General features: G+C 61.4%; 30 protein-coding genes and 1 pseudogene. 16 read left to right on the top strand and 15 right to left on the bottom strand.

Annotation, left to right across the window (positions count from 1 at the left end; translation table 11 throughout):
* The first annotated feature begins 43 nt into the window (after positions 1 to 43).
* Together B5M07_RS04750 and B5M07_RS04745 are read left to right on the top strand one after the other, a co-directional pair.
* Entirely contained in the window at positions 44 to 508 is a 465-nt protein-coding gene (locus tag B5M07_RS04750; RefSeq protein ID WP_067938983.1) for a CreA family protein, read from the top strand.
* A gap of 118 nt (positions 509 to 626) precedes the next feature.
* Positions 627 to 1,775, top strand: coding sequence for a lytic murein transglycosylase (locus B5M07_RS04745; protein ID WP_120350441.1), 1,149 nt, complete (start codon positions 627 to 629; stop codon positions 1,773 to 1,775).
* 6 nt (positions 1,776 to 1,781) lie between these two features.
* On the opposite strand, the gene B5M07_RS04740 is transcribed toward B5M07_RS04745, so the two are convergent.
* Positions 1,782 to 3,122 (bottom strand): FliI/YscN family ATPase, encoded by a 1,341-nt coding sequence (locus B5M07_RS04740; protein WP_120350440.1) that lies wholly within the window; start codon positions 3,120 to 3,122, stop codon positions 1,782 to 1,784.
* Between the two features lie 70 nt (positions 3,123 to 3,192).
* On the opposite strand from B5M07_RS04740, the gene flgB reads away from it, so the two are divergent.
* From flgB to B5M07_RS04710, 6 genes and pseudogenes are all read left to right on the top strand, one after another.
* On the top strand, positions 3,193 to 3,597 hold the full coding sequence (gene flgB / locus B5M07_RS04735) for a flagellar basal body rod protein FlgB (protein ID WP_120350439.1): 405 nt from the start codon (positions 3,193 to 3,195) through the stop codon (positions 3,595 to 3,597).
* 9 nt (positions 3,598 to 3,606) lie between these two features.
* Positions 3,607 to 4,017, top strand: a complete 411-nt coding sequence (gene flgC, locus B5M07_RS04730; RefSeq protein WP_067630405.1) for a flagellar basal body rod protein FlgC — start codon at positions 3,607 to 3,609, stop codon at positions 4,015 to 4,017.
* An 11-nt stretch (positions 4,018 to 4,028) separates the two neighbouring features.
* Positions 4,029 to 4,361, top strand: coding sequence for a flagellar hook-basal body complex protein FliE (locus B5M07_RS04725; RefSeq protein WP_120350438.1), 333 nt, complete (start codon positions 4,029 to 4,031; stop codon positions 4,359 to 4,361).
* A gap of 3 nt (positions 4,362 to 4,364) precedes the next feature.
* Complete coding sequence (fliQ, locus tag B5M07_RS04720) at positions 4,365 to 4,634, top strand: flagellar biosynthesis protein FliQ (RefSeq protein ID WP_067261035.1); 270 nt, start codon at positions 4,365 to 4,367, stop codon at positions 4,632 to 4,634.
* Entirely contained in the window at positions 4,631 to 5,461 is an 831-nt protein-coding gene (locus B5M07_RS04715; protein ID WP_120350437.1) for a lytic transglycosylase domain-containing protein, read from the top strand. Before fliQ ends, B5M07_RS04715 begins: the two co-directional genes overlap by 4 nt.
* Positions 5,458 to 6,555: pseudogene (locus B5M07_RS04710) on the top strand (FHIPEP family type III secretion protein); the annotation flags it as partial. The gene B5M07_RS04715 and the pseudogene B5M07_RS04710, both read left to right, overlap by 4 nt.
* Positions 6,556 to 6,575: 20 nt before the next feature.
* On the opposite strand, the gene B5M07_RS04705 reads toward B5M07_RS04710, so the two are convergent.
* Complete coding sequence (locus tag B5M07_RS04705; protein ID WP_120350436.1) at positions 6,576 to 7,847, bottom strand: IS256 family transposase; 1,272 nt, start codon at positions 7,845 to 7,847, stop codon at positions 6,576 to 6,578.
* A gap of 105 nt (positions 7,848 to 7,952) precedes the next feature.
* Between B5M07_RS04705 and B5M07_RS04700 the strand changes: the two genes are divergently transcribed.
* Genes B5M07_RS04700 through flhB form a run of 3 tightly spaced genes read left to right on the top strand, consistent with a single transcriptional unit; the run spans position 7,953 to position 10,831 of the window.
* The gene (locus tag B5M07_RS04700) at positions 7,953 to 8,951 is read left to right on the top strand and encodes an FHIPEP family type III secretion protein (protein WP_254693959.1); all 999 of its coding nucleotides are present in this window, start codon (positions 7,953 to 7,955) and stop codon (positions 8,949 to 8,951) included.
* Positions 8,952 to 8,953: 2 nt separating this feature from the next.
* On the top strand, positions 8,954 to 9,709 hold the full coding sequence (locus tag B5M07_RS04695) for a flagellar biosynthetic protein FliR (protein ID WP_120350435.1): 756 nt from the start codon (positions 8,954 to 8,956) through the stop codon (positions 9,707 to 9,709).
* A gap of 3 nt (positions 9,710 to 9,712) precedes the next feature.
* On the top strand, positions 9,713 to 10,831 hold the full coding sequence (gene flhB / locus B5M07_RS04690) for a flagellar biosynthesis protein FlhB (protein ID WP_120350434.1): 1,119 nt from the start codon (positions 9,713 to 9,715) through the stop codon (positions 10,829 to 10,831).
* 11 nt (positions 10,832 to 10,842) lie between these two features.
* Here flhB and B5M07_RS04685 read toward each other — a convergent pair whose 3' ends face one another.
* Genes B5M07_RS04685 through B5M07_RS04670 form a run of 4 tightly spaced genes read right to left on the bottom strand, consistent with a single transcriptional unit; the run spans position 10,843 to position 13,328 of the window.
* Positions 10,843 to 11,472 (bottom strand): MotE family protein, encoded by a 630-nt coding sequence (locus tag B5M07_RS04685; RefSeq protein WP_120350433.1) that lies wholly within the window; start codon positions 11,470 to 11,472, stop codon positions 10,843 to 10,845.
* Entirely contained in the window at positions 11,469 to 11,870 is a 402-nt protein-coding gene (locus tag B5M07_RS04680) for a flagellar motor switch protein (protein WP_120350432.1), read from the bottom strand. Before B5M07_RS04680 ends, B5M07_RS04685 begins: the two co-directional genes overlap by 4 nt.
* Positions 11,851 to 12,798: a flagellar motor switch protein FliM gene (locus B5M07_RS04675; RefSeq protein ID WP_120350431.1), complete on the bottom strand. Its 948-nt coding sequence runs from the start codon at positions 12,796 to 12,798 to the stop codon at positions 11,851 to 11,853. Before B5M07_RS04675 ends, B5M07_RS04680 begins: the two co-directional genes overlap by 20 nt.
* Complete coding sequence (locus tag B5M07_RS04670) at positions 12,795 to 13,328, bottom strand: flagellar basal body-associated FliL family protein (protein ID WP_120350430.1); 534 nt, start codon at positions 13,326 to 13,328, stop codon at positions 12,795 to 12,797. The genes B5M07_RS04675 and B5M07_RS04670 overlap by 4 nt, the downstream gene beginning before the upstream one ends.
* Before the next feature lie 182 nt (positions 13,329 to 13,510).
* On the opposite strand from B5M07_RS04670, the gene fliF reads away from it, so the two are divergent.
* The 5 genes from fliF to B5M07_RS04645 are packed head-to-tail and all read left to right on the top strand — an operon-like array spanning position 13,511 to position 18,213.
* The gene (gene fliF / locus B5M07_RS04665) at positions 13,511 to 15,214 is read left to right on the top strand and encodes a flagellar basal-body MS-ring/collar protein FliF (RefSeq protein ID WP_120350429.1); all 1,704 of its coding nucleotides are present in this window, start codon (positions 13,511 to 13,513) and stop codon (positions 15,212 to 15,214) included.
* Positions 15,211 to 15,873, top strand: coding sequence for a FliH/SctL family protein (locus tag B5M07_RS04660; RefSeq protein ID WP_120350428.1), 663 nt, complete (start codon positions 15,211 to 15,213; stop codon positions 15,871 to 15,873). Before fliF ends, B5M07_RS04660 begins: the two co-directional genes overlap by 4 nt.
* Complete coding sequence (locus B5M07_RS04655) at positions 15,860 to 16,318, top strand: FliM/FliN family flagellar motor switch protein (protein ID WP_120350427.1); 459 nt, start codon at positions 15,860 to 15,862, stop codon at positions 16,316 to 16,318. Before B5M07_RS04660 ends, B5M07_RS04655 begins: the two co-directional genes overlap by 14 nt.
* Positions 16,305 to 17,141, top strand: a complete 837-nt coding sequence (gene fliP, locus B5M07_RS04650; RefSeq protein ID WP_120350426.1) for a flagellar type III secretion system pore protein FliP — start codon at positions 16,305 to 16,307, stop codon at positions 17,139 to 17,141. Before B5M07_RS04655 ends, fliP begins: the two co-directional genes overlap by 14 nt.
* A 22-nt stretch (positions 17,142 to 17,163) precedes the next feature.
* Positions 17,164 to 18,213 (top strand): flagellar motor switch protein FliG, encoded by a 1,050-nt coding sequence (locus B5M07_RS04645; protein ID WP_067629210.1) that lies wholly within the window; start codon positions 17,164 to 17,166, stop codon positions 18,211 to 18,213.
* 6 nt (positions 18,214 to 18,219) lie between these two features.
* Here B5M07_RS04645 and B5M07_RS04640 read toward each other — a convergent pair whose 3' ends face one another.
* The 9 genes from B5M07_RS04640 to flgK all read right to left on the bottom strand — a co-directional run bounded on the left by B5M07_RS04640 (position 18,220) and on the right by flgK (position 25,322).
* Entirely contained in the window at positions 18,220 to 19,053 is an 834-nt protein-coding gene (locus B5M07_RS04640) for a DUF1217 domain-containing protein (protein WP_120350425.1), read from the bottom strand.
* A complete protein-coding gene (locus B5M07_RS04635; RefSeq protein ID WP_120350424.1) occupies positions 19,050 to 19,475 on the bottom strand; it encodes a flagellar biosynthesis repressor FlbT in 426 nt (141 codons plus the stop codon). The genes B5M07_RS04640 and B5M07_RS04635 overlap by 4 nt, the downstream gene beginning before the upstream one ends.
* Before the next feature lies 1 nt (position 19,476).
* Positions 19,477 to 19,881, bottom strand: a complete 405-nt coding sequence (flaF, locus tag B5M07_RS04630) for a flagellar biosynthesis regulator FlaF (RefSeq protein ID WP_120350423.1) — start codon at positions 19,879 to 19,881, stop codon at positions 19,477 to 19,479.
* Between the two features lie 105 nt (positions 19,882 to 19,986).
* A complete protein-coding gene (locus tag B5M07_RS04625) occupies positions 19,987 to 20,928 on the bottom strand; it encodes a flagellin N-terminal helical domain-containing protein (RefSeq protein ID WP_120350422.1) in 942 nt (313 codons plus the stop codon).
* 107 nt (positions 20,929 to 21,035) lie between these two features.
* Positions 21,036 to 21,383: a hypothetical protein gene (locus tag B5M07_RS04620; protein WP_162931812.1), complete on the bottom strand. Its 348-nt coding sequence runs from the start codon at positions 21,381 to 21,383 to the stop codon at positions 21,036 to 21,038.
* Positions 21,384 to 21,409: 26 nt separating this feature from the next.
* On the bottom strand, positions 21,410 to 21,712 hold the full coding sequence (locus B5M07_RS04615; RefSeq protein WP_120350420.1) for a rod-binding protein: 303 nt from the start codon (positions 21,710 to 21,712) through the stop codon (positions 21,410 to 21,412).
* Positions 21,713 to 21,721: 9 nt separating this feature from the next.
* The gene (locus B5M07_RS04610; protein ID WP_120350419.1) at positions 21,722 to 22,822 is read right to left on the bottom strand and encodes a flagellar basal body P-ring protein FlgI; all 1,101 of its coding nucleotides are present in this window, start codon (positions 22,820 to 22,822) and stop codon (positions 21,722 to 21,724) included.
* A 15-nt stretch (positions 22,823 to 22,837) separates the two neighbouring features.
* A complete protein-coding gene (locus B5M07_RS04605; protein ID WP_120350418.1) occupies positions 22,838 to 23,899 on the bottom strand; it encodes a flagellin in 1,062 nt (353 codons plus the stop codon).
* 7 nt (positions 23,900 to 23,906) lie between these two features.
* On the bottom strand, positions 23,907 to 25,322 hold the full coding sequence (gene flgK / locus B5M07_RS04600; protein WP_120350417.1) for a flagellar hook-associated protein FlgK: 1,416 nt from the start codon (positions 25,320 to 25,322) through the stop codon (positions 23,907 to 23,909).
* Position 25,323: the final 1 nt, after the last annotated feature.

Raw genomic sequence — 25,323 nt, 5'->3', positions numbered from 1 at the left:
CGGAGCCTAGGGAACCGCCCTGCCCGTCGCGCGTTTGCCTGCCATGAACAAGATATTTGCGCGCGCCGCCGCCCTTTCCGCCTGCCTTTTCGCCACCGCCGCCCCTGCCGAACAAGTGGGGAATGTCGATGTGGACTGGTTGGGCAATGACATCATCGTCGAAGCCGTGGCCGACCCCAAGGTCAAGGGCGTGACCTGTCATCTGGCCTATTTCGAGCGCGGTTTGATCGACCGGTTGCAAAAGGGCAATTGGTTCGAAGACCCGTCGAACTCTTCCATCTCTTGCCGCCAGACCGGCCCGATTGAAGTTGGCGATATCGAGATGGATGATGAAGGCGAGAATGTCTTTAGCGAACGCCGCTCGATCATCTTTAAAACCCTGCGGGTGAAGCGTATTTTCGACAAAGAGAACAATACGCTGATTTACATCAGCCACAGCCAGCAGGTGCAGGACGGATCGGCCAAGATGTCGATGTCGACGGTGCCCTTGTTCCAGCCCGGACAATAAGCCCAAGGGGCCAAGTTTTCCTCGGCGAAGGCTTGCCATCTTGGCGATCCCGCCTTGTCGGGCGAACTGCCTGCGATATGCTGCGCAAAACGCAACAATGCAGCGACAGGCAGGTTTTATGAGACATTCACGCAGAACATTCGCATTCGGCCTCGCCGCTCTGGGACTGACCTCGGCCTGCTCAACTGGGGGCGGCGCGCTTGGCCCTGCAGCGGCGGCGGGGGTGCCGGACGATCTGCGCCCGGTGCCCAATGCAGGATATGACGCTTGGGTCGCGGCGTTTAAGGGCCGTGCCTCGGCACAAGGGATTTCCGCCAACACCTTGGCTCAAGGGTTTCGCGGCGCGGGCTACCTGCCCGGCGTCGTGAAACGGGACCGTAACCAGACGGAATTCAGCCGCAGCTTGGAAGACTACCTCGCCATCGCGGCCTCGGACGAGCGTGTATCAAAGGGGCGCGCGGCTTTTGCACGGCACCGCAGCACGCTGAGCGCGATTGAGAACCGCTACGGCGTGGCGGCAGAGATCGTCGCGGCAGTTTGGGGGCTAGAGAGCTATTTCGGTGAGCGGCGCGGGAATGTGCCCGTCGTTTCGGCCACTTCCACATTGGCCTATGACGGGCGGCGCGGGGCGTTCTTTGAAAAGCAGCTGATCGCGGCGTTAAAAATCCTGCAAAACGGCGACATCAGCGCGGACCGCCTCACCGGGTCTTGGGCCGGGGCCATGGGGCATACGCAGTTTATTCCCACCTCCTATCAAGCTTTCGCGGTGGATTTCACCGGCGACGGGCGACGCGACATCTGGTCGGAAGACCCCAGCGATGCACTAGCCTCGACCGCCGCGTATCTGTCGCGCAACGGCTGGACGCGCGGCGTGAAATGGGGCGGCGAAGTGGGCAGCATCCCCGCCAGCGCCGGGTCCGTGATCCAGCCACAGGCAGGCGGGCCGCAGTTTGTGGTAACCAGCAACTTCCGGGCACTGAAACGCTACAACAACTCCGACAGCTACGCGATTGGCGTGGGCCATCTGGCGGACCGCATCGCCGGGGGCGGACCGCTGCGCGGCAGCTTCCCCCCCGATGCAAACGGGCTGACCAAGGACGACCGTATGGCGCTGCAACAGCGGCTGACCGCGCGGGGGTTTGATACCGATGGCACCGATGGGGTGATCGGGCCAAACAGCCGCAAGGCGATCAGCGCTTATCAAGCCAGCGTGGGCCTGCCTGCGACGGGCGAGCCTTCGGTCGATCTGCTGCGCCGCCTGCAATAGGCGGTATCAGCCGGGGCTGATCCCGGCCCGGTCGAGCATCCCTGCCACCTCAGCAAATGAGGACTGCGGCGGGGTGTGCTCGGCCTTGCGCTGGCTAAGGAACGTCTCGCACGGCCCAGCGAATGCAATCGCGCGGTCCAGTTCGGGATTGCTGCCGCTGCGGTAGGCACCGATGCGGATCAATTCTTCCATATCGGCATGGGCCGCGAGCGCCTTATGGGCGGCGGTGAGCAACGTATACTCCACATCACTGTGGCAATCCGGCAACGTCCGCGAGACCGATGCGAGCAGGTCAATCGCCGGATAGCGCCCCTTTTCGGCAATCTTGCGGTCCAGCACGATATGCCCATCCGTGATCCCGCGCACGGCGTCGGCGATGGGGTCATTCATATCGTCGCCATCCACCAGAACAGTGAAAATCGCCGTGATGTCGCCCTTGCCCACCGGCCCCGGCCCGGCGCGCTCCAACATCTGCGGAAGCTCCGAGAAAACCGTCGGCGGATAGCCCTTGGCGGTGGGCGGCTCGCGCGAGGCGAGACCGATTTCGCGCTGCGCCATGGCAAAACGGGTGACGCTGTCCATCAGCAGCAACACATGCTGACCCTGATCGCGGAAATGTTCGGCCACGGCCATGGCGGTCCAAGCGGCTTGGCGACGGGTGAGCGGCGGCTCATCTCCGGTGGCGACCACCAGCACCGCCTTCTCCATCCCCTCGGGGCCAAGGTCGGTCGAGATGAAATCTTGCACCTCGCGGCCCCGTTCGCCGACCAGCGCCATGACCACCACATCACAGTCCGTATAGCGTGCCAGCATGGCCATCAGCGTCGATTTACCCACACCAGAGCCCGCAAAAATTCCCAAGCGCTGGCCTTGGCAAAGCGGGGTAAAGACATCGAGCGCGCGCACATGGGTCGCCAGTTTCGGGCCGATGCGTTTGCGGTCGAACGCACCCGGCGGGGCGGCGCGCAGCGGGCGCGGTTGGTTGCCTTCGGGCAGATGCCCCTTCCCGTCGAGCGGTGCGGCAGAGGCACTGATCACCCGCCCCTTCCACCTTTCATCCGGGCGGATCACATCGCGGCCAACGGCGACCTCGACCCGGTCACCCGCCGCGACCCCGCGCCACGACCCAAAAGGGAGCAACTCGGTGCCATGGGTGCCCAGCCCCACGACCTCTGCATGGACCGGCCCGTCAGAGCCATGCACGATGCAGCGCTCGCCGATGCCCAGCACCCGCTCCAGCCCCACGGCGGTCAGCGTAATGCCGGTGATCGCGCGCACTTCGCCGGTGATCTCGGCCTCGCCCGCCTCGCGGGCAAAGCTGGTCAGCTCGGAAAAGAGTGTCTGCATGGATAAATTTCCTCTAGGAGAGCAAGCTAATATTTACTATACAAGGATTAAACAGGCTATAGGCAAAAAAATGAACTTGTCTAATCTTTCTATTCTTGGACTCGCTTCGGACCGGATGCAGTGGCTTTCGGCCCGGCAAAAGGTCGTGTCTGAAAACGTGGCCAATGCGGCGACGCCGAACTTCAAGGCGCGCGATGTGTCGTCCTTCGCCTCAATGCTCAGCGGAGAGCTGTCGCGCGACAATGGGCTGGTGACCACCCATGACAAACACTTCACCGGCGTCGCCCAAGGTACGCCCGGCGTGCGTGAGGTAACGGACCGCAGCGCTGCTGGCGCGACGCTGGATGGCAATACCGTGAACCTTGAAGACCAGGCCGTGAAGGCCGCCGAGATCGGCGATCATTACCGGTTGGCCGCACAGCTTTATCGCAAGAGCTATGACATGCTCACCATGGCCGTCACCGGAAACAGGTAAGGAAAACGCATGGATCCGCTTCAGTCTATCGCCAAAATCGCCGCCAGCGGGATGACCGCGCAGACCGCGCGTTTGCGGGTGATCTCGGAAAACGTGGCCAACGCCGATTCCACGGGCACCACGCCCGGCGCCGACCCGTTCCGCCGCAAGACCATCAGCTTTTCCGAGTTGATTGACCGCAATGGCGGCGGGTCATTGGTTGAGGTTGACCGCATTGGGCGCGACCAGTCGCCGTTTCGCCGCGATTATGACCCGTCGCATCCAGCAGCGGATGACACCGGCTATGTCAATCGGCCCAATGTCGATCCGATCATTGAGATGGCCAACATGCGCGAGGCATCGCGCAACTACGAGGCCAACATGAACATGTTCGAGTCCGGTCGCCGGATGCGCGGCCAGATGCTCGACCTGTTGAAGTGAGGTAACCTGAGATGAGCGATCCCGCCTCCCTGATCTCGACCGCCGCGGTTCGCGGTGCCTATCGCACCTCGCAATCGCTAACGGCGCAAAAAGGCGAAGCTATCGCCGAAGAGGCAGGCGCCAGCGCCAATAGCTTCACCAATATGGTGCAGCAAGCCTCGGAAAACGCGCTGGAAACAGTGCGCGAGGGCGAGGCCGTGGCCCAAGCCGGGCTGCGCGGTGAGGCGGATACCCAGCAGGTGGTCGAAGCGATGCTGGCGATGGAAAGCACAGTCAAAGTCGCCGTGTCGGTGCGCGACCGCTTTGTCGAAGCCTATCAGGAAATCTTGCGGATGCCGATCTAGGCCATGACCGAAACCCAGACCTATGACATCATCTCTGCTACCGTCTGGGCCGTGCTTTTGGCCTCGGGTCCGGTGTTGGGGGTGGCGCTGGCGATCGGTCTGGTGATCGCGTTTTTCCAAGCGCTCACGCAAATTCAGGAAATGACGCTGACCTTCGTGCCCAAGATCGTGATGATCTTTGTCACCCTGCTGGCCGCAACGCCGTTCATGTATGCCACGCTGAAGAACCTGTCGGACACCATCTTTGACCTTGTGCAGAACGGTGGGCTGTGAGGGGCTGGCGGCATATCGCAGCGGCGCTTTTGGCGGCCGCGCTCGCCACCCCTGCCCTCGCCCAAGGCTGGGGGTCGTTCTATGAGCCGACGCGCAAGGACAAAGTGACCGCGACCGCACAGACGCTGGCGGCCAAGGGCGGGCCGGAAGGCGTCTGCATCCGCGAAATTCTGGCGGCACAAACGCGGCATGGCATTCCAGATAACCTGCTGCTGGCCATTGGACTGCAAGAGGCGGGCACCCGGCGCAACGGGCATTTCACGGTCTGGCCCTATGCGGTCAACGCGGCGGGCGAAGGGCGGCTGTTCGACAGCCGCAACGCCGCGCTTGATTGGATCGCAGAGCGGCAGGCGAGTGGCATCCGCTCCATTGACGTGGGCTGTATGCAGATCAACATGCGCTGGCACCCGGATGCTTTCGACAACCTCGCCCAAGGGTTCGATCCGCGGGTGAATGTCGATTACGCGGCGCGGTTCCTCAAGCGGTTGCACCGGCGTACGGGCAGTTGGATGCAGGCCGCGGGGTCGTACCATTCTTTCGAGCCTGAGTACCGCGACACCTACCTTGACCGTCTGCAAAAGAACATTTCCGCCGCCAATGCGCGGCTGCCGGAGTTTCAGGCGCTGGCCAGTGCCAGCCCCGTTCCCGCGCGTCCGCGCAAGACGCCCCGCAGCACCTCGGGCAGTTATGACAGGTTAGCGGCCAAGGCCACATGGGGCGCGCAGATCGGCGGGGCGGCGAATGCGCGCCGTTCGCTCTATTCGGCACATGAGATGCAGCCGGTTCTGCCGCAGTTCACCACCGTCCGCGCGGAGGATGCGGGATGAGTACGAAACCCAACACCATCCTGCCGCAACTGAGCATGTTCAGCGCCAACAAAGACGTCAGCTTTGCCGTTGGCATGGCGCTAGTGCTGGCGGTTCTGTTCTTGCCGCTGCCGCCGATCTTGCTCGATTTCGGGCTGGCGCTGTCACTGTCGCTCAGCGTGTTGATCTTCATGGTGGCGCTCTGGATCCCTTCACCGTTGCAGTTCAACTCTTTCCCGACGCTGCTGCTGGTCACGACCATGTTGCGCCTGTCGCTCAACGTGGCCTCAACCCGGCTGATCCTCAGCGAAGGCCATGCAGGTCTGCATGCGGCGGGCGATGTGATCCAAGGGTTCTCCAAGTTCATCGTGGCGGGTAATTTCGTCATCGGTGTGGTGATCTTTGCCATTCTCGTGATCATTAACTTCGTCGTGATTACAAAGGGTTCGACCCGTATCGCCGAGGTTGCCGCGCGGTTCTCGCTGGATGCGATGCCGGGCAAGCAGATGGCGATCGACGCCGATATGGGGGCGGGGCTGATCGACGAAGATGAGGCCCGTCGCCGCCGTAAGGAACTGGAAGACGAAAGCGCGTTCTTCGGGGCGATGGACGGTGCGTCAAAATTCGTGCGCGGCGATGCGGTGGCAGGGCTGATTATCACGCTGATCAACGTCATTGGCGGCATTCTGATCGGTGTCGTGCAGCGCGGCATGGGTGTAGGCGATGCCTTTAACGTCTTTACCTCGCTGACCATCGGGGACGGGCTGGTGAGCCAAATCCCGGCATTGGTCGTCTCGCTCGCCGCCGGTCTGATCGTGACCAAGGGCGGCACCCGGGGCGCGGCGAACGAAGCTGTCTTTGACCAGCTTTCGAACTTCCCCAAGGCGCTTTACATGGCGGCCTTGCTGCTGTTCGGCATCGGCCTTTTGCCCGGCTTTCCGCTGCTGGTCTTCGCCCTTCTGGCCGCTGCCATGGTGGGCTTGGGCGTGGTGATCCAGCGCGGCGCGGCAGAGGCGGCAGAAGCCAAGGCAAAGGCCGATGCAGAAGCGCAGAAACAGCAGGACATGCCAGAGGTCGACAGCAACCCGATGCACCTCGACGAGGAGCTATGCTTGAATTTGGGTGACGCGCATCATCAGGCGGCGCGGTTTTCGGTGTCGTTGGTCACTTCGACACCGTCGTTGAATTTGATTCCTTCGATAACCTTTGGCAACTGATTTCTGCCCTTGAGGCGCAGCCATTTTTTCGATGCTGCCTGAATGAGGGTGAAAACCATCAGTTTTGCGGTCTTTTGTGACAGCGCCCCTTTGGTCCTCACCGTTCGGTGCCGAACAGTGGCGAACACGCTTTCAATCGGGTTCGAGGTGCGCAGATGGCCCCAATGCTCGGCTGGGAAGTCGAAGAATGCAAGCATCGCCTCTTCGTCCTTTGTCAGGCAGGCAACACCTTTTGGGTATTTGACGCCATACTTTTCGGAGAAAACTGCCAACGCAGCATCGGCTTCTGCGCGCGTTCCGGCGTGCTGGATGTCGTCCAGATCTGACTTGACCGCCGGGGCCATCTGCTTGGGAAAACAGTTCTGGACGTTCTTTACCTTATGCACCCAACACCGTTGGTGCTTTGTGCCTGGAAACGTTTTGTCCAGTGCGTTCCAGAACCCCATGGCTCCATCCCCAACCGCAATTTCCGGTGCGACGGACAGCCCGCGGCCTTTGATGTCGGTCAGCAACTCATGCCAGCTCTGCGCGCTCTCCCGCAGGCCGACCTGAAAGCCGATCAGCTCTTTCTTGCCCTCCGGTGTCGCGCCGATGATCACCAGCATGCATTCGGCATTTTCCTCCATCCGCGCCTGAAGATAAACGCCGTCCGCCCAAATGTAGACGTAGTGGCGGGCAGACAGATCCCGCCGTGCCCAGGCATCATATTGAACCTGCCATCCGGCAGTCAGACGCGAGATGACGCTTGGCGAGAGGTTGGGCGCATCCGGCCCCATGATGGCCGACAGCGCGTCCTGGAAATCGCCCGTCGATATGCCCTTCAGATAAAGAACAGGCAGCAGCGCGTCCAAGCTGATCGAGCGGCGCGCCCATTTCGGCAGAATGTTCGAGGTAAAGCGGATCTTTTCTGCCCCATCAGAGGACGCCATCCGGTCGCGCACCTTGGGCCGCTGGACATCCAGAGCACCGATCCCCGTCTGAATCTTCCGTTCAGGGCCAAATCCATGCCGCACAATCCGCTGACGCCCGTCTTCCAACTGCTCATCGGCAAAACTGGCGACAAAGGCATCAGCCTCGGCCTTCAGCGCTTCCGCCAGCATCCGACGAGCACCTTGCCGAGCAAGCTCTGTCAGCGGATCGACGATCGTTTCCGATTGGCGAAATGGCAGGATCGTTGTATCTTCCTTCATGGCGTATCGCTCCTTGTGAGGTTCTGGCCGGCTTTGACACCCGCCACGATACGCCGCACTTCAAATCACGCCATCACCCAAATTCCCGCATAGCTCCTCGACGAGTTGCGGCTGGTTCTGGGCGAAGGGCTGGTGGCGCTGGCCAACCGCCCCGACGCGGTGCTGCCGAGCAAGATCAAATCCCTGCGCAAGCATTTCGCCGAAGAGTTCGGCTTTCCCATGCCCTCGGTCCGGATCAAGGATGACGTGAGCCTGCCGATCAACAGCTATTCCATCCAAATCCACGGCGTTGATGTGGCCAAGGGCGACATTCGCGCCAATCAGATGATGGTGATCAACCCCGAGGGCGCGCCGCTGCAACTGCCGGGTGAGGTCACGCGCGAACCCACCTTTGGGCTGGACGCGCTTTGGGTCGACAGCAAGGTTGCCGATCAGGCCGAGGCGCAGGGCTATACGGTGGTGGACCCCGAAAGCGTGATCACCACGCATCTGACCGAAGTGGTCAAGGAAAACATGTCTGAACTGCTCACCTACGGTTCGGCGAAAGAGGCGATTGAGGGGCTGGACCGGAATTATCAAAAGCTGGTCAACGACCTGCCCGTCCCCTCCCCCGCCATTCTGGTGCAGCAGGTGTTGCAGGAACTGCTGCTCGAGCGTGTCTCGATCCGCAACCTGCCGCTGATCGTGGAGGCGATGGCCGAAGCCACGCGCCAGACCTCCAAACCCGCGCTGGTGCTTGAGAACGTGCGCCGCCGCCTGTCGAGCCAGATTTGCCAAGGCCTGTCCGATGGTCAGGGCTTCGTGCCTGTCATCACCCTGTCGCCCTCGTGGGAGGCCGAGTTCATCGAGGCGGTCAAGATCGTCGGCGAGGATCGCACATTCGTCATGTCCCCCAAACGGGTACAGGAATTCGTGCTGCAAGCCCGCCAGCAGATCCAGCGCTTCGCCTCCGAGGACAGCTGGCCCGCGCTGATGGTCAACCCCGAGGCGCGGTCCTATGTGCGCTCCATGTTGGAGCGGGTCAGCCCGATGACGCCGGTGATTTCCAACGCCGAAATTCATCGCAAGGTATCCCTGCGGACCGTCGCCACCATCGGGGGCTAGGGATGGACCTGTCCGCCCTTTTGACCGACGCGCTGATGGGATATTTCGTCGTCTTCGCCCGCATCGGCAGCGCGCTTTTGTTCATGCCGGGCTTTGCTGAAACCTCGGTGCCCACGCGGCACCGGCTGTTCTTTGGTCTGATCCTGAGTGCCGCGCTTTATCCGGTCACCGGCCTTGGCCCGGTGGCCGAGGATCGCCCCGGCGCGTTGCTGTTGATCTTCGGGTCCGAGATCACCGTGGGGCTGTGGATCGGGCTGGTGGCGCGCACGCTGCTCTCGGCGCTGCAATTCGCGGGCTATCAGATGGCGTTGATGTCGGGGCTGGCCAATGCCTTGGCACCAAACATTGGCGCATTCGAGGGGGCGACCTCCATGGCGGCGATGCTGCTGATCGGGGCCACGGCGCTGATTTTCATCACTGACCTGCACCACCTGATTATTGAATCCTTGCTGATGTCCTATCAGGTTTTCATCCCCGGCACCTTCATGTTGGCCGATCTGACCGATCAGTTTGCCCGCGCGACGCAGGTCAGCCTGTATCTTGGGCTGTCGATCGCCGCGCCTTTCTATGTGGCGGGTCTGGTGCTGAACGTCGGGATGGGTCTGGCCAACCGCATGATGGCGAGCCTTCAGGTCTTCTTTATTGCCCAGCCCTTGCTGATTGCCGCGGGGCTGGCCTTGATGGTGCTGGCGGTTCCGACCATGATGCGCGGGTTTCTTGAGCCTTTCGCGAATTGGCTCACCACCTACGGATTCTAGGCCATGTCAGACGAGGACAAGAGCAGTAAGACCGAAGAGCCGACGGAGAAAAAGCTCCGCGACGCGCGCAAGAAGGGCGACGTGCCTCAATCGCGTGAGACCGGCACGGCGATGCTGGTCTTTGCCCTGCTGATGATCCTGATCTTCGTGCTGCCAAGTTCGATTGGCCGGATCGTCGAAGCGCTGCAAGGCCCGCTGCTGGACGCTGGTGTCACCGCCATTGGCACCGGCGGCACCGGGGTCGTTGAGGCCGGGAATGTGTTAAAGTCACTGGGGTTTACGCTGGGGCTGGCGATGATGCCGGTCGCGGGGATCATGGTGTTGGCGGCCCTCTTTGGGGTGCTGATCCAAGGGGAGACCGTGGTCTCCGCCGAACGGATCAAGCCGAAAATTTCCAAACTGAATCCGCTATCGGGTTTTAAGCGGCTGTTCTCGGCCGAGGCCTTTGTCGAGTTTGCCAAGAACACCGCCAAGGTGCTGGTGATCGGCTTCATCACCGTCTGGGCCGTGCGCGATATTGCGCAATCGCTGGGTCAGACACAGGCCTTCATTCCCGAGACATTGCTGGATGCGGCCTTGCAAAAGGTGCGCTGGATCTTTCTGGTCACCACCGTGCTGCTGGTGCCCATCGCCATTGCCGACATCATCTGGAAGCGTGCGCAGTGGAAAAAGAAACAGATGATGAGCCTCAAGGAAATCCGCGACGAGCATAAAGACAGCGAGGGCGATCCGCAGATCAAGGGCCGCCGTGCCGAATTGCGCCGCGCCCGCGCCCGCCAGCGCATCGCGCAGGCCATCCCCAATGCCAGCGTGATCCTGACCAACCCGACCCATTACGCCGTGGCGCTGAAATATAAACAGGGCGTCGATGATGTGCCGGTCTGCGTGGCCAAGGGGGCCGATGTGATGGCCCACCGCATCCGCGAACTGGCCAAAGAGCACGACATTCCGATGATCGAAAACCGCCCGCTGGCCCGTGCGCTTCACGCGGCGGTAGAGGTGGATGACCGTATCCCGATGGAGCATTGGCAGGCGGTGGCCGAGATCATCGGCTTTGTCATGGACCTGCGCCGCAACGTGCGCCGCAAGCCGCCCGCGGGGTCGTCGATCCGCGAGGATTAAGCCCTGCCCGCTTAACGTAGGCGCAGCCCTTCGAGGTTGCGGTCGGCGGGGAGTTTGGAGCGTTCCAGCAGGATTTTGGTGATCAAACGTGCGCGGACAAGGCTGAACGAGCCCATGATCTGCGCGGCATCGCGTTCGGGCATGGCACCGATCACCTGCACGGCGGTTTCCACGTCGATTTCATCCATGATGCCCGCCGCCACCTGCGGCTTCATGTTGCGATAAAGCTCGACCAGTTTGGTCATGTCTTGGTTGTTGGCCTCTTCGATCACCTTCAATTGCGCGCCGATCTCATCGCGCAGGCTGGCAAGTCGGGTCTGCTCGGCCTTGAGGCTTTCTTCGGCCAGCGCCAGCTTGGCTTCCCGGTCGGCGATCGTGTCTCGTTGATCTTTGAGCAGGGCACGCTCTTCGGCGATGGCCTCGGCGATCAGATGGCTTGGCTCGCACATGCCGCTCTGACCCGGGGCGCTGGCGTCATAGCTGGGCGGCGCGGGGGCTGCGGCAAGCTCGACCGGTACCGGGGGTGTGTCACCCGGCGTCTCGGCGATGGCCATCATTGGCATGAACTCAACCGTGAGCTTGAGCACCCCGGCGACGCCAAGGCCAAAAAGCGCGATCTTTGGTAGGGAGATACGGCTCATTCCTTACGCTCCTTGGTGATGTCGAAAAAGGTGCGGACCAGCTCGGATTTGCCCTGCACCGCCGCCTGCCCCCGCACTTGGGAACGCCCTTTGAGACGCGCGGCACGCATCTGTGCGGGGCTTTGGCCTGCGGCGGCAGGCTCAGTCGCGGCTTGGCGCGGCTGCGGGGTGTCGCGCTGCACGGGTGGCTCGGGGCGCTGCACCTTGGTGCTGAGATCGCGGAGGTCTTCGACCGATTTGGCGGATTGATCAACCGCGCTGGAAAAGGCCCCAACCATCGGCTCCATTTCCTTCAAGGTGGTCATGAGCGCGCGAACCCGACGATCAAGGATAAAGGCATAGACCAGCGTGCCGACCAGCAGCACGATGATGAGGATATCAATCAAGGCCGGCATCATCGTCGCTGTCCTCCTGACTTTCCTTGGGCAGCAAGGACTGGATCACCCGCAGCGCCAAGGCGCCATTGCTGCGCTGGCCAAAGGCGGCTTGGAACATCGGCCGCGCGTTCACCATGCCGACGACGGGGGTATCAACCGTCATGCCCAGATCAATCACCTGACCGGGCTTCCATTCCAGCACCTCATGCAGCGGGATCGTCACCTCTTGGAGCACGCCGGTGATGGTGACCGTGGTGCTGGAAATCTGGCTGTTCATATCCTTGCGCGCGTTGCTGTCAGTGGGCGAGCGCCCGCCAAGGAACGGCTGCGCCAACTGCGCGCTGACCTCATCCAGCGTGCCATAGGGCAGCACCAAGGCCATATGGCCGCTGCGGTCTTCGAATTGCAGATGCATCCGGACCAGCACCGTCGCGGTGCGCGGGGCCGCCAGCATGACCGACCGGGGATTGGACTCCAACGATTGGATGTCGAATTGCACGGGGCTGACATCCTGCAGGCAATGCGCCAGCCCTTTAAGCGACAGTTCCGCCAGCCTGCGGCCCAGTTTCTGCTCAATCGCGGTCAACCCGCGGGGCTTCCACTGTTGGCTCGTGGCGCGGCGGCCACCCAGCATGATTTCTAGGACCGAAAACAGCAGGTCCGGCTCGACCACACAGGCGATCTGGCTGCCCCAGCCTTCGGCATTGGCGATGGCGATGAGCGAGGGCGCCTGAATGCTCTCCATCGCGTCCTCATAGGGCATGTATTCCAGCGAGCTAAGCTCGATCTCTGGCGCTACGGTGCAATAGGATTTGAGGTCGGGCACCAAAGCCAGCAACAGACGGTCGATGATGATCTCAAGCGTGGGCAGGCGCTGAAAGCTTTCGCGCGCCTGACGGATCATCGTCTCTTCGAGGCTTAGCGCATCGGAGGAATCCGCTATCGTCATTGCACCACCATATCGGCAATCAGTATTTCATGCGGCGCGTCAGTGTGGCCGACCGCCCGCGCCCGGCGCAGCAGTTCGGTCTTCAGCATCGCCAGCCCATAGCTGCCAGTCAGGTCGCTGACATGCAACTGCCGCAGGAAGTCTTGGAAGCTGTCGCGCAGGTAAATCTCACGCGCGATCAGGCGGTCCGCGCCCTCGGCGGTTTCGTCATAGACCATCAGCATGTTCAGCTTGAGAAATCGGCTGGTCTGCCCGCCCTGCGGCCCGGTATCGGTGACGTTCACGATGATCTCGGGGAAAGGCATGACCGGCATCTTGATCTCGGTCTTCGGCTTTTCGCCATGCGCGTCTTCGCTGCCTTCCTCACCATGGGCATTGTCAGCGGTCTCAACCGTATCCTCGACGGCTTCATCCCCGCCGAGCCCCACCATTTTCAAAAGCCCCGAAGGACCGATGGCAAGCGTCACCCCACCGACGCCAGCAAGAAGGCAGAGCAAGACGACAGCAAGGATAGCAAGAGGCTTTTTCATTCTTCAACTCTTAATCGGATCCTGCGCGGAGCGCCATATGCAAGAACAAATACATCCCCAAACAAGCTTTATTGCAACAGAAACCTGTTTATTTTTCGGTTCTCACAAGTATAAATCGATATATGCTTGCATAGTGGCGACCGAGCAGGGAATGCTCGGACTATCCAATCGAGTGAGGGCCCGTGAATCAGATCGTTGAAAACCTTAAGGATTTAGGTCCAAAGCGGCTGGCTCTTCTGGGCGGCATCGGTCTGGCGATCACCGCGGCCATCTTTATCGGCGCGCGGACCATCCTCGCCCCTACCTATGTTCCGGTTTACAGCCAGCTTAGCCCCGGCACCGCATCGCAGATGATGCAGACGTTGGAACAGGCGGGGCTCACGGTCGATCTGTCGCGCAATGGCGATACCATTTCGGTGGCCGAGACCGATATCGCCCGTGCCCGCATGGCGCTGGCTGATGCGGGGCTGCCGGGCGAAGGCGTGCCGGGTTGGGAGATTTTCGACAATATGTCCGGCATGGGGATGAACTCCTTCATGCAAAAGGTGAACCGGCTGCGCGCACTGGAAGGCGAGCTGGCCCGGTCGATCCAAACCATTAGCGGCATCAAAGCCGCGCGGGTGCATCTGGTACTGCCCGAACGCGCCGCGTTTTCGCGCAGCCGGGCCGAGGCCAGCGGCTCGGTCATCGTGCGCTCGCAAGCCAACGCCAGTATGACCCGCAGCCAAGCACAGGCGATCCAAGCATTGGTAGCCTCTGCCGTGGCGGATTTGGAAGCGCAGAATGTGACCGTGCTGTCGGCCTCGGGTGAGACGATCTTGGCCAAGGACGAAGGCGGCAGCTCTGACTTCTCCCTTCAAGGTCAGCGCAGCATGATCGAAGAACAACTGGCGCAAAAGGTTGAATCCATTCTCAACGCCCGCGTCGGGCCGGGCAATGCCCGCGTGCGGGTCAGCGTCGATCTGACGACCGAACGCGAAGTCCGCGTCTCGCGTAGCTTTGATCCTGCCCAGCAGGTGGCGCGGTCGATCGAAACCCGCGTGCGCAACTCCAATGAAACCGACCCGGCGGCGGCGACGGTGGATGTGGCCAATAACATCCCCGATGAGTTGCGCGACGATGCGGGCGGCGGCGCGGGGCAGTCCACCCGCTCTGAGAACGACGAGATCATCAACTACGAAATCGGCTCGATCCAGAGCGAGCTTGTGCGCGAGCCGGGCGATATCGAGCGTATCTCGGTCGCCGTGCTGGTGAACGGCAGCTATGGCACCCTGCCCGACGGGTCCGAGGGCTATATCGAGCGCAGCCCCGAAGAAATGCAACGTCTGAGCCAACTGGTCAGCACGGCCATCGGCTTTGATCAGGCACGCGGCGATCAGGTGCAGGTCGACAGCCTTCAGTTCCTTGATTTCGATTCCGAGTTCAGCAGCCCCGCAGGCCGTGGCTTGGGCGCGGTACTGGCCGATAACGCCATGACCATCCTGCGGTCGCTCTTTGCCTTGGCGCTGGTGGCGATCATCATGGTGCTGGGCGCGCGCCCGCTGCGCATGGTGCTGGATGCCACCCTGCCCCAGCCCGCGCTGGCCGGTGCTGGCGCAGACGCGGGCCTGCTAGACGGTCCTGAGCAGGATAACGCGCCAAAAGCGCTGACCGGCGGCACCCAGAACGAAACCCCGCCAAACCGCCTGCCCACCCCAGCGGGCGTCCAAACCGGTGCGGTGCTTGGCCCAATGGACGAGATGCCCCGCGACATGGTGCAACTTGCTTCGGTCGAGGGCGCGGTTCAACACAGCCAATTGCGCGCCGTAGCCGAACTGGCCGAAGACAACACCGAAGACGCCCTGCGGGTTCTGGGCCAATGGCTGTCGGAAGGGGATGATCTGTGATCACGACCCTCAAGCTGCAGAACTTCGACGAGGACGGCAAAAGCAAGCCGCAGGATCCGGCGCTGCCCACGCCCGAAGAAATCGAAGCGAAGATCAAAAAGGCCCATAAGCAAGGCCATATCGAAGGCTATCTGGCCGGGGCCGACGCGGGCCGGGCCGAGATGCACCAGACCATGCAGGCCGAACATGCCGTGATGGCTGAAAAGCTGGCACAGGAACTGGCGCGGCTGTCGCAGGCGATGCAGGCCCATCAAGAGGCGCTGATGGCGCAGATCGTGGGCTTTACCTTGCAAACCTGCGAGATCGTCCTGCCCGAGGTGATCGAACGCCTGTCGACCGCGCGGGTGAAAAAGACCGTGACCCAATCGCTGAAAATGGCCATCGGGTCGAGCCAGATCAAAGTGCGCCTGTCGCCCGCCACGCTTGACCAGATCGGCCCAGACCTGCGCCAACGCGCTGTTTACTACAAATGCGACGGCGTGCTGGACCTGCGCGCCGATGCCGACCTGCCCGATGGGGATGCCCGGATGGAATGGGATCACGGCAGCCTTGATTACGGGTTCAAAAAGATTTGCGACCGCCTGCTCGCCGAATTGCGCGACACCCATGCGCGGGCGCTGACAGCACAAAAGGAGAAGGACGGAAATGGACAAGCCTGACCTGCAATCGCCCAAAGATGACAACAACGCCGCGAAAGGCACCCCGCCCGACGCCACACCCGGCGCGCAAGAACAGCCGCGCGCTGACGCCTTCGGCAATACCGCCAGCACAGGCAGCGATGACGCGGGCGTCTTCCCGCAACTCGACACCGAAGACTCGCGCAACGCCCTTGCCCCCCGCCCCGAGGCCGGTGGCGCTGGCATCAACGCCATGCTGAACGTCGGCCTTGATGTGCAGATCGTGCTGGGCCAAGCCCGCATGCCGATCTCGCGCCTGCTGGAACTCACCCGAGGCTCTATCGTAGAGTTGAACCGAAAAATCGGCGCACCGGTCGACCTCATGGTCTCTGACCGTCTGGTGGCACGCGGCGATCTTGTGAAGGTCGGCGAAGACCGGCTTGGCGTGTCCCTGACCCAGATCGTCAAGGACTATGTCCCTGACTGACCTCCCCTCTCTGCGCGCCTATGCGTCGGGCCGCATGGGCCTTGCCCTGCTGGTGCTTCTCGCCAGTGGCGGCATGGCCATGGCCCAAGACGGAGGGTTTCTCTCCACGCTGTCGGATGTGATTGGCGACACCGCGCCCGGCAGTGACGAAAACGCCAATCTGTCGGGCCGGATCGTTCAGTTCATCGCGCTGGTCACCGTGCTGAGCATCGCGCCGGGGCTCTTGGTGGTGATGACCAGCTTCACGCGCTTTGTCATCGTCCTGTCGATGCTGCGCTCGGCCCTTGGCCTGAACCAGACCCCGCCCAATATCGTGCTGACCTCGCTGGCGCTGTTCATGACCTTCTTCGTCATGCAGCCAGTGTTCGAGGACGCCTATGAGGCCGGGGTCGAGCCGCTGTTGGAAAACGCCATCGGCGAAGAACAGGCGCTGGAGCGGATCGCCACGCCCTTCAAAAACTTCATGTACGTCAACACCCGGCCCGAGGATTACGCCCTGTTCCTGCGCATCGCCCCAACGGATGAAGAGGCCGAAGAGACCCCCCTGCCCGCCTCGGCAGAGGAGGCCACCTTTCGCCATCTCGTTCCGGCCTTCATGATCTCGGAACTGCGCCGCGCCTTTACCATCGGCTTTCTGATCTACCTGCCCTTCGTCGCCATTGACCTCATCATCGCCTCGGTCTTGATGAGTGCGGGCATGATGATGCTGCCCCCGGTGTTGATCTCCCTGCCGTTCAAGGTGATCTTCTTTGTGCTGATCGACGGTTGGTACATGCTGGCAGGATCGCTGATCGAAAGCTATGTGCCGCTTGCCGGTGGCTGACCTGCACTGAAAGGATTTAACCATGTCGACCAATGCCCTTTCCAAAACCCGCAGAAAGCCCATCACGGTGGAGGATCTGAACGGTCCCACCAAGGCGGCCATCACCTTTCTCTGCCTCGGAGAGCAGACCGGTTCGGAACTCATGCAAAAGCTCGGCACCGCCGAGATTGAACGCATCACCAGCGCCATGAGCCGCCTTGGCCCGATCCCCGCAGAGGTGGTGGAACATGTGCTTAAAGAGTTCACTCAAAAGGTGGTCAGCGGCACAGGATCGGTCGTAGGGTCGCTGTCGACGGCAGAGTCCATGCTGCGCAAGTTCATGCCCGAAGAACAGGTGACCAGCATCATGGCCGGGCTCAAGGACAGCGAGCGCGAGAACGCCATGTGGCGCGGCTTTGGCGCGCTGGATGAGACGGTGATCGCCAACTATCTCAAGGGCGAGCACGACCAGACTGCGGCGGCGATCCTCAACAACGTCGACACCAGCGTGGCCGCCAAAGTGCTGCCGCTGCTGGGCCCTGAGCGGATGCAAGACATCGCCGAGCGCATGATCGCGATGGAGGCGGTGCCGCTGCACATGATGCAGCAGATCGAAGAGACGTTGAAACAAGACATTCTGTCGAACGCGATGCACACCAATTCGGTCGAAACGCATCAGCGCATGGCGGATCTGTTTAACCAGTTGGATGTGCAGGCATTCGAAGAGCTTTCCGGTGCGTTGGACGCGCGTATTCCCGACGCTTTCCAAGCCATCAAACAGCGTATGTTCGTCTTTGACGATCTGTTCAAACTGCCGATGCAGGACTTGGCGCAGGTCATGCGCGGGCTGGATGGGGCCACCCTGCCCATGGCGATGCGCGGCGCCAAGAAAGAGCAGCGCGATCACCTGATGGAATGCCTGCCACAACGCTCGCGTCAGATGCTGATGGACGAGATGGCCGCCACCGGTCCGGTCCGGGGCCGCGACGTGCGCGCCGCACAGGCCGCCATGGTGGAATATGCCAAGACCCTCGCCGACGAGGGCGTGATCGAACTGCCCTCGGCAGCCGATGACGACGAATTCATCGAATAAAGAGGATCAGCGGTAGGCGCTCGACGCGCTGTAGCCACCGGTGATCGTGGGGATGTCGATGGTGATGGCCGTGAAGGTGCCGCCCTGACCGATAGAGACGGCCCCCTGCATCAGCGAAAGCACGGTGTTCGACGACGACGAGACACCCTCTACCGCATCGTAAATCGCCGAGAACCGCGAGACGAGCTTGTCGACCTCGGCGGGGTCTTTCAGCTTTTCGATGTCGAACTTCTGTTCAAAAAGCGCGATCTGGCGGTCGAGATCGACCCCAATCGCCTCATCCGGTACGCCAAGCGCACGGCGCATAAAGCTGCCGAGGTCTTCGTCTTTCAACACGTCGAGCCAAGTGTTGATTTCAGAGGCTTTGGATTTGAACTCCAAGGCAATCCGGGCGCCTTCGTTGTCTTCCCCGGCAGAGTTTAGAACGACCCGTTCTTTGAACCGGTCGATCATCTCATCCTGCCAGCCCGTGCGATTGAAGTTAAAGCTCCGCCCACCATCGGGGGCAAAGCCCAACGTATCGTACATATCTTTGATCTTCGGGTTGCTCAGCCGGTTCACCAGGGCCGAAGACTCATCGGAATTGCTCTCTAGCGTTTTGCGGATCATTGCCTTACCGAAGATCTGATCCTCAAGATCAAATGCCCGCATGACAAAAGTATAAACTTCGGTATCGGCAACAAATTCCTTTGCAGATTTGATGTCGCCGATACGCTCTTTAAAGGCTTCGATCTGCCGGGCGTTCAAGGCATTGTTGGCGGCAAGGTCGAGCTGTTTGTCGCGCGTTGCGTCAAACAGCTTAATCGCCACCTGCGTGCCGATGCCGCCCAGCGAAATCATGCGTGCGCGGCCTCATGGTTAGGCGCCCGAGGCGCCGGGCGAAGCTGCATCAGCTCAGTCTCGTATTTGAGCACCGCGCGCAACTCGCTCATCGCTTTGTAGAAGTCGGCCATTGAGACGAAGTTCGCCGCTTCCATGATCCGGCTGCGCATCTCAGCGCCAAAGCAACAGGCGAGATCGGCCAAGCCTTGCTGGATCATTGGCAAGATTTGATCGCGGGTATCGGGACGGATCAGCGCCGTTTGCACCAAGAAATAGACCTTGGACACGGGCGTGGATTCCGCATCCGGCTTCAACAGATCGGACTCGCGCACAATGTCGGCGCGGTTTTCGACGGTCAGCGCCTGACGGCGGTCGCCGTTGCGGATGACGCAGCCGTTCACGACCACACGTTCACGGGGGCGAAGGGTGAGTTTCAGCATCTTACACCTCCTGCATCTGCGGCGCGGCCTGCCCGGCCAAACCTGCGGCAATGTTGCCATTGATCTCAACAAGACCCGCCAGACGCCCCTCGCCTGCCATCAGCGCGGTGCTGTGACGGTCCACCCAAAGTGCGATGGAAATCAGCGACGCTTTCAACCCGTCGGGCATCTTGTTTTCCGGTTCGGATAGGTCAAAGCGCAGGGCCGACCAAAACCGTTGGTTTTCGTAAATTGCGTCGCGCAGACCGGAGGCGAGGATGTTCAACCGCTCACTCTTGCTCTCGGTCGCATCAAAGCCTTGGCCCTTGTCGGCAAGGTCATGTGTGACGCGGCTCAGGATGCGGCGCTCGATCTGCCGCGGGGTTTCGCTTTCGCGAATTGTTCGTTTGTATGCTGCCAGCCCCATAGGAATTCTTCCTTGTTTTTATAGTTTGCTGCCTGCCAACCGCAAATTCTGAGGCGGTTGGACCGGGGCCAAAGCGCTAGGCTCTGGCCCCGAAAACCCTAATCCTTAACGGAACAGGCTCAGGATGTTCTGCGGCGCCTGGTTGGCGATCGACAGGGACTGCGATGCCAGCTGCTGCTGAACCTGAAGCGCCTGAAGACGGGCGGCTTCTTCTTCCATGTTGGCGTCAACCATCGCGCCAACGCCAGTGTCGAGGTTGTCGGAGAGCTTGGTCAGGAATTCCTGCTGACGCTCGATCGACTTTTCGGCCTGACCCAGAGTTGTGGAGGCACTTACGGAAGCTGTTTTGGCTTCATCGGCCTCCGTCAGCACTTGCGCAAGGAAAGCTTCACCTGTGGTGGCGTTGCCCGCGTTCGTCGCAAAGCCTGTCGCGATCAGGGCGAATTGCTCGCGCTGACCGTTCAGGTCGACCGGGGAGACGCTGATCTTAGTCGTGGTCAGGTTGCCAGCAGAATCACGGCTGATACCGCTTACGACTTCACGCGCCGCTTTTGCGCCGCTGGTGCCATCCGTGATTATACCAGTTGCGGGATCAATCGTTGACGCGGTGGCCGCGGTCCCGTCCGTTGCTGTGCCCTCTGCGTTGACCAAGTCGTCGCCGTTAAAGGTCGACTGCGAAATGATCGCGTCCATGTCGGCCACGAGACGGGTCAGGTCGGCTTCGATTTCGGTCAGACCCCCCTTGTTCTCTTGGGCGAATGCAACCTTGTCACGGAATTCCGATGCAAGCTCGGAGAACTGCTCTGCGCCAAGACGCGCGGTCGCAACCGAGTTCTTGGTCAGTGTCAGGCTCTCATTCACGGCTTTGGTCATGCCGCTGTCGCCCTTCATGGTTTCGGAAATCGCGAAGTAAGCTGCGTTGTCCTTACCGGAAGAAACTTTGAGACCGGTCGAGATACGGTCTTGGGTTGTCCCAAGGTTCGAGTTGACGTTCCGCAGAGTTGCGAGAGCATTCATTGCGGAGGTGTTTGTGTTGATCGAAGACATGTTCTTATTCCAGACTATTCTAGTTCGTTATGTCGTCGTTCTGACAACTGCGGGGCGAACCCGCTTGATTACGTTTTTACGCGAAAAACTGGCAACATTGAGGCAATTCAGAAACTTTTGTCCACGGTTGTCATCAGTGTTGCGCGGTTGTCACGCTTCGCACCGCTTCGGCCGTAAATGCCTGCAATGCTGTGCTTTTCCCGGATTCCGGAAACTTCTTTGATCATCTCTGCCGTGGCTTGGCGGGCCAATTGCAGGTGGTGATGATCGCGCGCAATCAGATCTTTTAGATCGCGCAATTTATCTTTGCTGACCGCTTCGGGGTCGTGGCTGAGTTGCTCTTCCAACACGGCGGTGAGTCGGGCTTTTTCGCTGGCGAATTCGACCAGTTGATTGAACGCCCCGCCCTCGACCGCGGCGATTTCGCGGCGCAGCAGATTGCCCAATGCATCCACGGCGGCGAGTGCTTTGCGCGGATCGCTCATCGGTCTGCCCCCGTTTGATAGCGCTGCATGGCGGTTTCAATGCTGCGGGCGATGCCGGTGCTGTTCTGCTCGGCGATGCTTTCGCCAATCGCGTTGGACAAAAAGCTGCGCCATGTCTCTTCGGCATGGCCGCCGCCAAAGCTGCCGATGTCCACAGTCGAGAGCATTTCATCGACCATCTGTCCAAGGAACATCGCCTCGAACTCCTGCGCTTTTTCGGCGGTGACGGCATCGGCCTGTGTCACTGCAGGCTTCGCTGCCGGGGTCGGCGCGGGGATTGGGAGAGATGCGAATTCCATGACCTGCCCCTAGATGATCTCAAGGTCGGCATGCAGAGCGCCCGCCGCCTTGATGGCTTGAAGGATTGAAATCGTCTCGGTCGCGCCGACGCCAATGGCGTTCAGCCCGTCGACCAGCCGTTGCAGGCTGACCGACCCGTCGATGACGGCAAATTTCGCGTCTTTCTCTTCGACGCCGACCGAAGAATTCGGCACCACCACGGTGGTCCCGCCAATCGACAGCGATTCAGGTTGGCTGACGTTGAAATCATCGCGGACGGTGACGGTCAGGCCACCTTGACTGACCGCGACGCGGTCGATGCGGACATTCGCGCCGATGACAATGGTGCCGGAGCGTGCGTCGATCACCACTTTGGCGACTTGATCGGGCTGCACTTGCAGTGGCTCGATCAGGGCCATCGTCTCCATCAACGATCCTTTGCCGTAGGCGGATACGGTGATGGTGCGCGAATCGATGGCGGTGGCGACCGGTCCCATGGCTTGGTTAATCGCGGCTTCCACCCGTTGCGCGGTCACGAAATCTGCGTTGCGCAGCGCGAGCTTGATGCTGGTCATCTCACTGAAATCAAAGTCGACCTCACGTTCGACGATGGCGCCGTTGTCAATCCGCGCGCCGGTGGGCACGCCTTCGACGATGGAGGCATTGAGGCCTTGGGCCGCGAAACCCGCAACGGCGATCGGGCCTTGGGCCACGGCGTAAATCTCACCATCGGCGGCGGTCAGCGGCGTGACGATCAAAGTGCCGCCGCGCAGCGAAGACGCATCGCCCAGGGAGGACACAACCACATCAATGGTGCTGCCCATCCGCGCGAAAGGCGGCAGGGACGCGGTGACCATGACCGCGGCAGTATTCGCCGTGCGCATCTGGTCCTCGGTCAGGTTGCCGATGCCGAGCCGCTCCAACATGCCCTCAATCGCGCGTTCGGTGAAGGGCGCGTTGCGCAGGCTGTCGCCCGTGCCGTTGAGGCCCACAACCAGCCCGTAGCCGACCAATTGGTTCGACCGCACGCCTTCGACGGTGACGATATCCTTGATCCGCACCTGTGCAGCCGCCGGCGCGGCAAGCACGAAGGTGAGGCCGATCAGCAGGAGTTTAAACAGGGCGTTCATGGGCGGCGGTTCCGGTTAAAGGTAGTTCAAAAAGGACAGGCGCGAGAGGCGCGCGGTGACGGCAAAGCTGGAGTCGAGCTGGTTTTGCAATTGGGTCAGACGGGTGGCTGCGTCATATTGATCGACGCCTTCGAGGTTCATCACTTCGGCGTCGAGAAACAGCGCCCGGCTTTCCTGAGCCGAGATCGTATCGGCCAGTTGCGCCCGTTTCAGGCCGGTCTGGGTTTCCAGATCGGTCAGCCCTTCGAGCCCGGCGCCGATGGCGCTGCGGGCCTCAGTTAGCCACGCATCACGGGCGGCCTCATCAGGGATATCGCTGGGGTTTACCGCGCTCAGCATGGCCAGACCGCGCATCAGATCGCGGATCGCCGGGTCGTTGGCCTGCGCGCCTTGGGTCAGCGTCTGAGTCTCAGAGGTGCGCGAGGTCAGCGGCGGATTGCCTGTCGGTGCGCCGTTGTAAAAGGTGTTTTCGAAATTATGGTTTGGGAACACTGAACTATCGCCAAACCCCGCCTTAAGATCGTCGATGGCGCGCCGCACATCGGCCATATCCGTCAGGGGGCCGCCAATCATATGATCCACTGCGATGGCCGGGGATTCCCCCGTGCGCGGGTTGATCTCGTCCCATGCCTGCAGCGGGTTCGTGTCAGTGCGGGTGCCGGACATCAGGAAGCCGGAACTGTCGCTGACCGCGGCTCGTTCCAACACCCGGTCAAGCGCCGTGCGCGCCGCCTGAGACAGGTAGCTCGTCGAAAGCCCGCCCGCGCTGTCAGCGGTGAAAGCCTGTTCAAGCACCTCTTGCCCGACATCGCGCATGGCGCCAAGCGAGGTTTCCACGGCGAGAAAGCGACGATCTAAAAGCGCATTGGAGGTCAGGAAACCATCGTTGCGGGTGATCTGCATCCGGATGGCGATGGCATCGGCAGAGCGATGGCCCAGATCGTCATAGGGGTTGGCCTTCAGCCCCGTTGTCACCTCTTTCGACACATCCGAGATCTCGGCGGCGAGGCGGCTGGTCTGCTCGCGCTGGCGCAGGCTTTGCAGGGCGGTGGAGACGGTGCGGGAAATCTCGGTCATTCTATCCTCACACGCTGGCCAAAAGGGTATCGAGCATGTCGCTCAGGCTGCTGAGCACCTGCGAATTGGCGCCGTAGGCCTGTTCAATTTCCAAGAGCTTTTGCAATTCGGTGTCGACGTTGACGCCTTCGATGCTGCTGCGGTTGTCCTCAAAGGTGATAAGCCGCACGCGGGCCGTCTCGGCCTGCGCGTCGGCGCTGACCCGCAGGACGTTCTGCTGGCTGACCAGATCAGCGGCGAAATCCCCCAGACGCGCATTGGTGCTAAGGCCGGTCGCCGCGTCGAAGGTCATCCCCGTTTCAAGGACATCGACGAAGGCGTTCAATTGCGTGGTGTCGCCCGGCTCTCCGGGGAGAGTGGCCCCGACGCCATCGCGCAGACGCCACAGCGCGCCGCCCTTGTCGGGCTGAACGCTGTTGTTGATCGAAAGCCGCCCGGCCAACCCATCCAATTGCGCCGGGTCAAACGCGCCACCCGCGTCGGTGAACAGCCCCGGCTGCCCGGCCCCGACTGAGGCATCGGCGGCCTCGAAACTCTGCACCAGCCCGCGGGCGAGCTCATCCAGCTGCAGTTTCATCTGCGGCAAATCATTGGCGATCAACCCGCTCAGCCCCGCAAGGCGGCCGCTGTCGGACCCGCGCGCGGTGGCGCTGTTTGGTGTGATATCGACATCCCCGGCCATCAGCCGCCCGGTATCGCGGTTGGCGCTTAGCTTGACGGCTGTCTCTCCATGAACCAATTCCGTGCCGCCGGTGGTGTGCAGCGTCAGCGTTCCGTCCGCTTCCCATCGGCCTTGGAAATCCATCTGCGTGCTCAACGCATCAAGGCGACGGTTCATCTCATCCATCAGCCCGCTGGTGCCGGTGGGATCGGTCCCGGCAAGCGCCAGACGTTCGTTCAGTTCGGCAATATCCGACAGCGCCGCGTTCACCTCACCCACGCTCGACACAAGGCTATCGCCAGCCTGTCCGCGGCTGGCTTCAAGCTCGATGGCGGCTTTGTTGATGCTGTGCACCAAGGTCTCGGTCCGCGACAGCAGGTCGTTCTGCGCCGCAGGATCGGAGGGGTTATTGGCCAGAAGGTCGAGACCGGCCTGAAACTCCGCCAGACGGGCGGCGGGGGAAACCTCATCGCCCGGCTCGCCCAAGGTAATCAGATAGCTGCTGAGAATTTCACTCGTGGCAGAGGCGTGGCCCAGTTCCGCCGAAGCATTCCGCGACATGCCTGCAAGGCGTTCATCCACCTGCCGCGCGATGCGCAGCTCCACCGTTCCGCTTTGACCGTTGGTGGAGACCTGCGCCGCTTCACGGCGGACATAACCTTCGGTTTGCGCATTGGCGATATTGCCCGCAACAAGGCTGGCGCGACCCTCTGTCGTGCTCAGCCCGCTGCGGGCAATGCTAAAGGCGGATGAGATGCTCATT

The organism is Sulfitobacter sp. D7 (assembly GCF_003611275.1).
GTDB classification, from domain to species: Bacteria; Pseudomonadota; Alphaproteobacteria; order Rhodobacterales; family Rhodobacteraceae; genus Sulfitobacter; species Sulfitobacter profundi.
Note: the sequence above shows the minus strand (reverse complement) of the source record. Positions and strands in the feature narration are given on the sequence as shown.

What these genes read in the sequence shown, in the direction of transcription:
- B5M07_RS04750 (WP_067938983.1), top strand. Translation starts at nt 44, where the DNA reads ATGAACAAGATATTTGCGCGCGCCGCCGCCCTTTCCGCCTGCCTTTTC.
- B5M07_RS04745 (WP_120350441.1), top strand. Translation starts at nt 627, where the DNA reads ATGAGACATTCACGCAGAACATTCGCATTCGGCCTCGCCGCTCTGGGA.
- B5M07_RS04740 (WP_120350440.1), bottom strand. Translation starts at nt 3,122, where the DNA reads ATGCAGACACTCTTTTCCGAGCTGACCAGCTTTGCCCGCGAGGCGGGC.
- flgB (WP_120350439.1), top strand. Translation starts at nt 3,193, where the DNA reads ATGAACTTGTCTAATCTTTCTATTCTTGGACTCGCTTCGGACCGGATG.
- flgC (WP_067630405.1), top strand. Translation starts at nt 3,607, where the DNA reads ATGGATCCGCTTCAGTCTATCGCCAAAATCGCCGCCAGCGGGATGACC.
- B5M07_RS04725 (WP_120350438.1), top strand. Translation starts at nt 4,029, where the DNA reads ATGAGCGATCCCGCCTCCCTGATCTCGACCGCCGCGGTTCGCGGTGCC.
- fliQ (WP_067261035.1), top strand. Translation starts at nt 4,365, where the DNA reads ATGACCGAAACCCAGACCTATGACATCATCTCTGCTACCGTCTGGGCC.
- B5M07_RS04705 (WP_120350436.1), bottom strand. Translation starts at nt 7,847, where the DNA reads ATGAAGGAAGATACAACGATCCTGCCATTTCGCCAATCGGAAACGATC.
- B5M07_RS04695 (WP_120350435.1), top strand. Translation starts at nt 8,954, where the DNA reads ATGGACCTGTCCGCCCTTTTGACCGACGCGCTGATGGGATATTTCGTC.
- flhB (WP_120350434.1), top strand. Translation starts at nt 9,713, where the DNA reads ATGTCAGACGAGGACAAGAGCAGTAAGACCGAAGAGCCGACGGAGAAA.
- B5M07_RS04685 (WP_120350433.1), bottom strand. Translation starts at nt 11,472, where the DNA reads ATGAGCCGTATCTCCCTACCAAAGATCGCGCTTTTTGGCCTTGGCGTC.
- B5M07_RS04680 (WP_120350432.1), bottom strand. Translation starts at nt 11,870, where the DNA reads ATGATGCCGGCCTTGATTGATATCCTCATCATCGTGCTGCTGGTCGGC.
- B5M07_RS04675 (WP_120350431.1), bottom strand. Translation starts at nt 12,798, where the DNA reads ATGACGATAGCGGATTCCTCCGATGCGCTAAGCCTCGAAGAGACGATG.
- B5M07_RS04670 (WP_120350430.1), bottom strand. Translation starts at nt 13,328, where the DNA reads ATGAAAAAGCCTCTTGCTATCCTTGCTGTCGTCTTGCTCTGCCTTCTT.
- B5M07_RS04655 (WP_120350427.1), top strand. Translation starts at nt 15,860, where the DNA reads ATGGACAAGCCTGACCTGCAATCGCCCAAAGATGACAACAACGCCGCG.
- fliP (WP_120350426.1), top strand. Translation starts at nt 16,305, where the DNA reads ATGTCCCTGACTGACCTCCCCTCTCTGCGCGCCTATGCGTCGGGCCGC.
- B5M07_RS04645 (WP_067629210.1), top strand. Translation starts at nt 17,164, where the DNA reads ATGTCGACCAATGCCCTTTCCAAAACCCGCAGAAAGCCCATCACGGTG.
- B5M07_RS04640 (WP_120350425.1), bottom strand. Translation starts at nt 19,053, where the DNA reads ATGATTTCGCTGGGCGGCATCGGCACGCAGGTGGCGATTAAGCTGTTT.
- B5M07_RS04635 (WP_120350424.1), bottom strand. Translation starts at nt 19,475, where the DNA reads ATGCTGAAACTCACCCTTCGCCCCCGTGAACGTGTGGTCGTGAACGGC.
- flaF (WP_120350423.1), bottom strand. Translation starts at nt 19,881, where the DNA reads ATGGGGCTGGCAGCATACAAACGAACAATTCGCGAAAGCGAAACCCCG.
- B5M07_RS04625 (WP_120350422.1), bottom strand. Translation starts at nt 20,928, where the DNA reads ATGTCTTCGATCAACACAAACACCTCCGCAATGAATGCTCTCGCAACT.
- B5M07_RS04615 (WP_120350420.1), bottom strand. Translation starts at nt 21,712, where the DNA reads ATGGAATTCGCATCTCTCCCAATCCCCGCGCCGACCCCGGCAGCGAAG.
- B5M07_RS04610 (WP_120350419.1), bottom strand. Translation starts at nt 22,822, where the DNA reads ATGAACGCCCTGTTTAAACTCCTGCTGATCGGCCTCACCTTCGTGCTT.
- B5M07_RS04605 (WP_120350418.1), bottom strand. Translation starts at nt 23,899, where the DNA reads ATGACCGAGATTTCCCGCACCGTCTCCACCGCCCTGCAAAGCCTGCGC.
- flgK (WP_120350417.1), bottom strand. Translation starts at nt 25,322, where the DNA reads ATGAGCATCTCATCCGCCTTTAGCATTGCCCGCAGCGGGCTGAGCACG.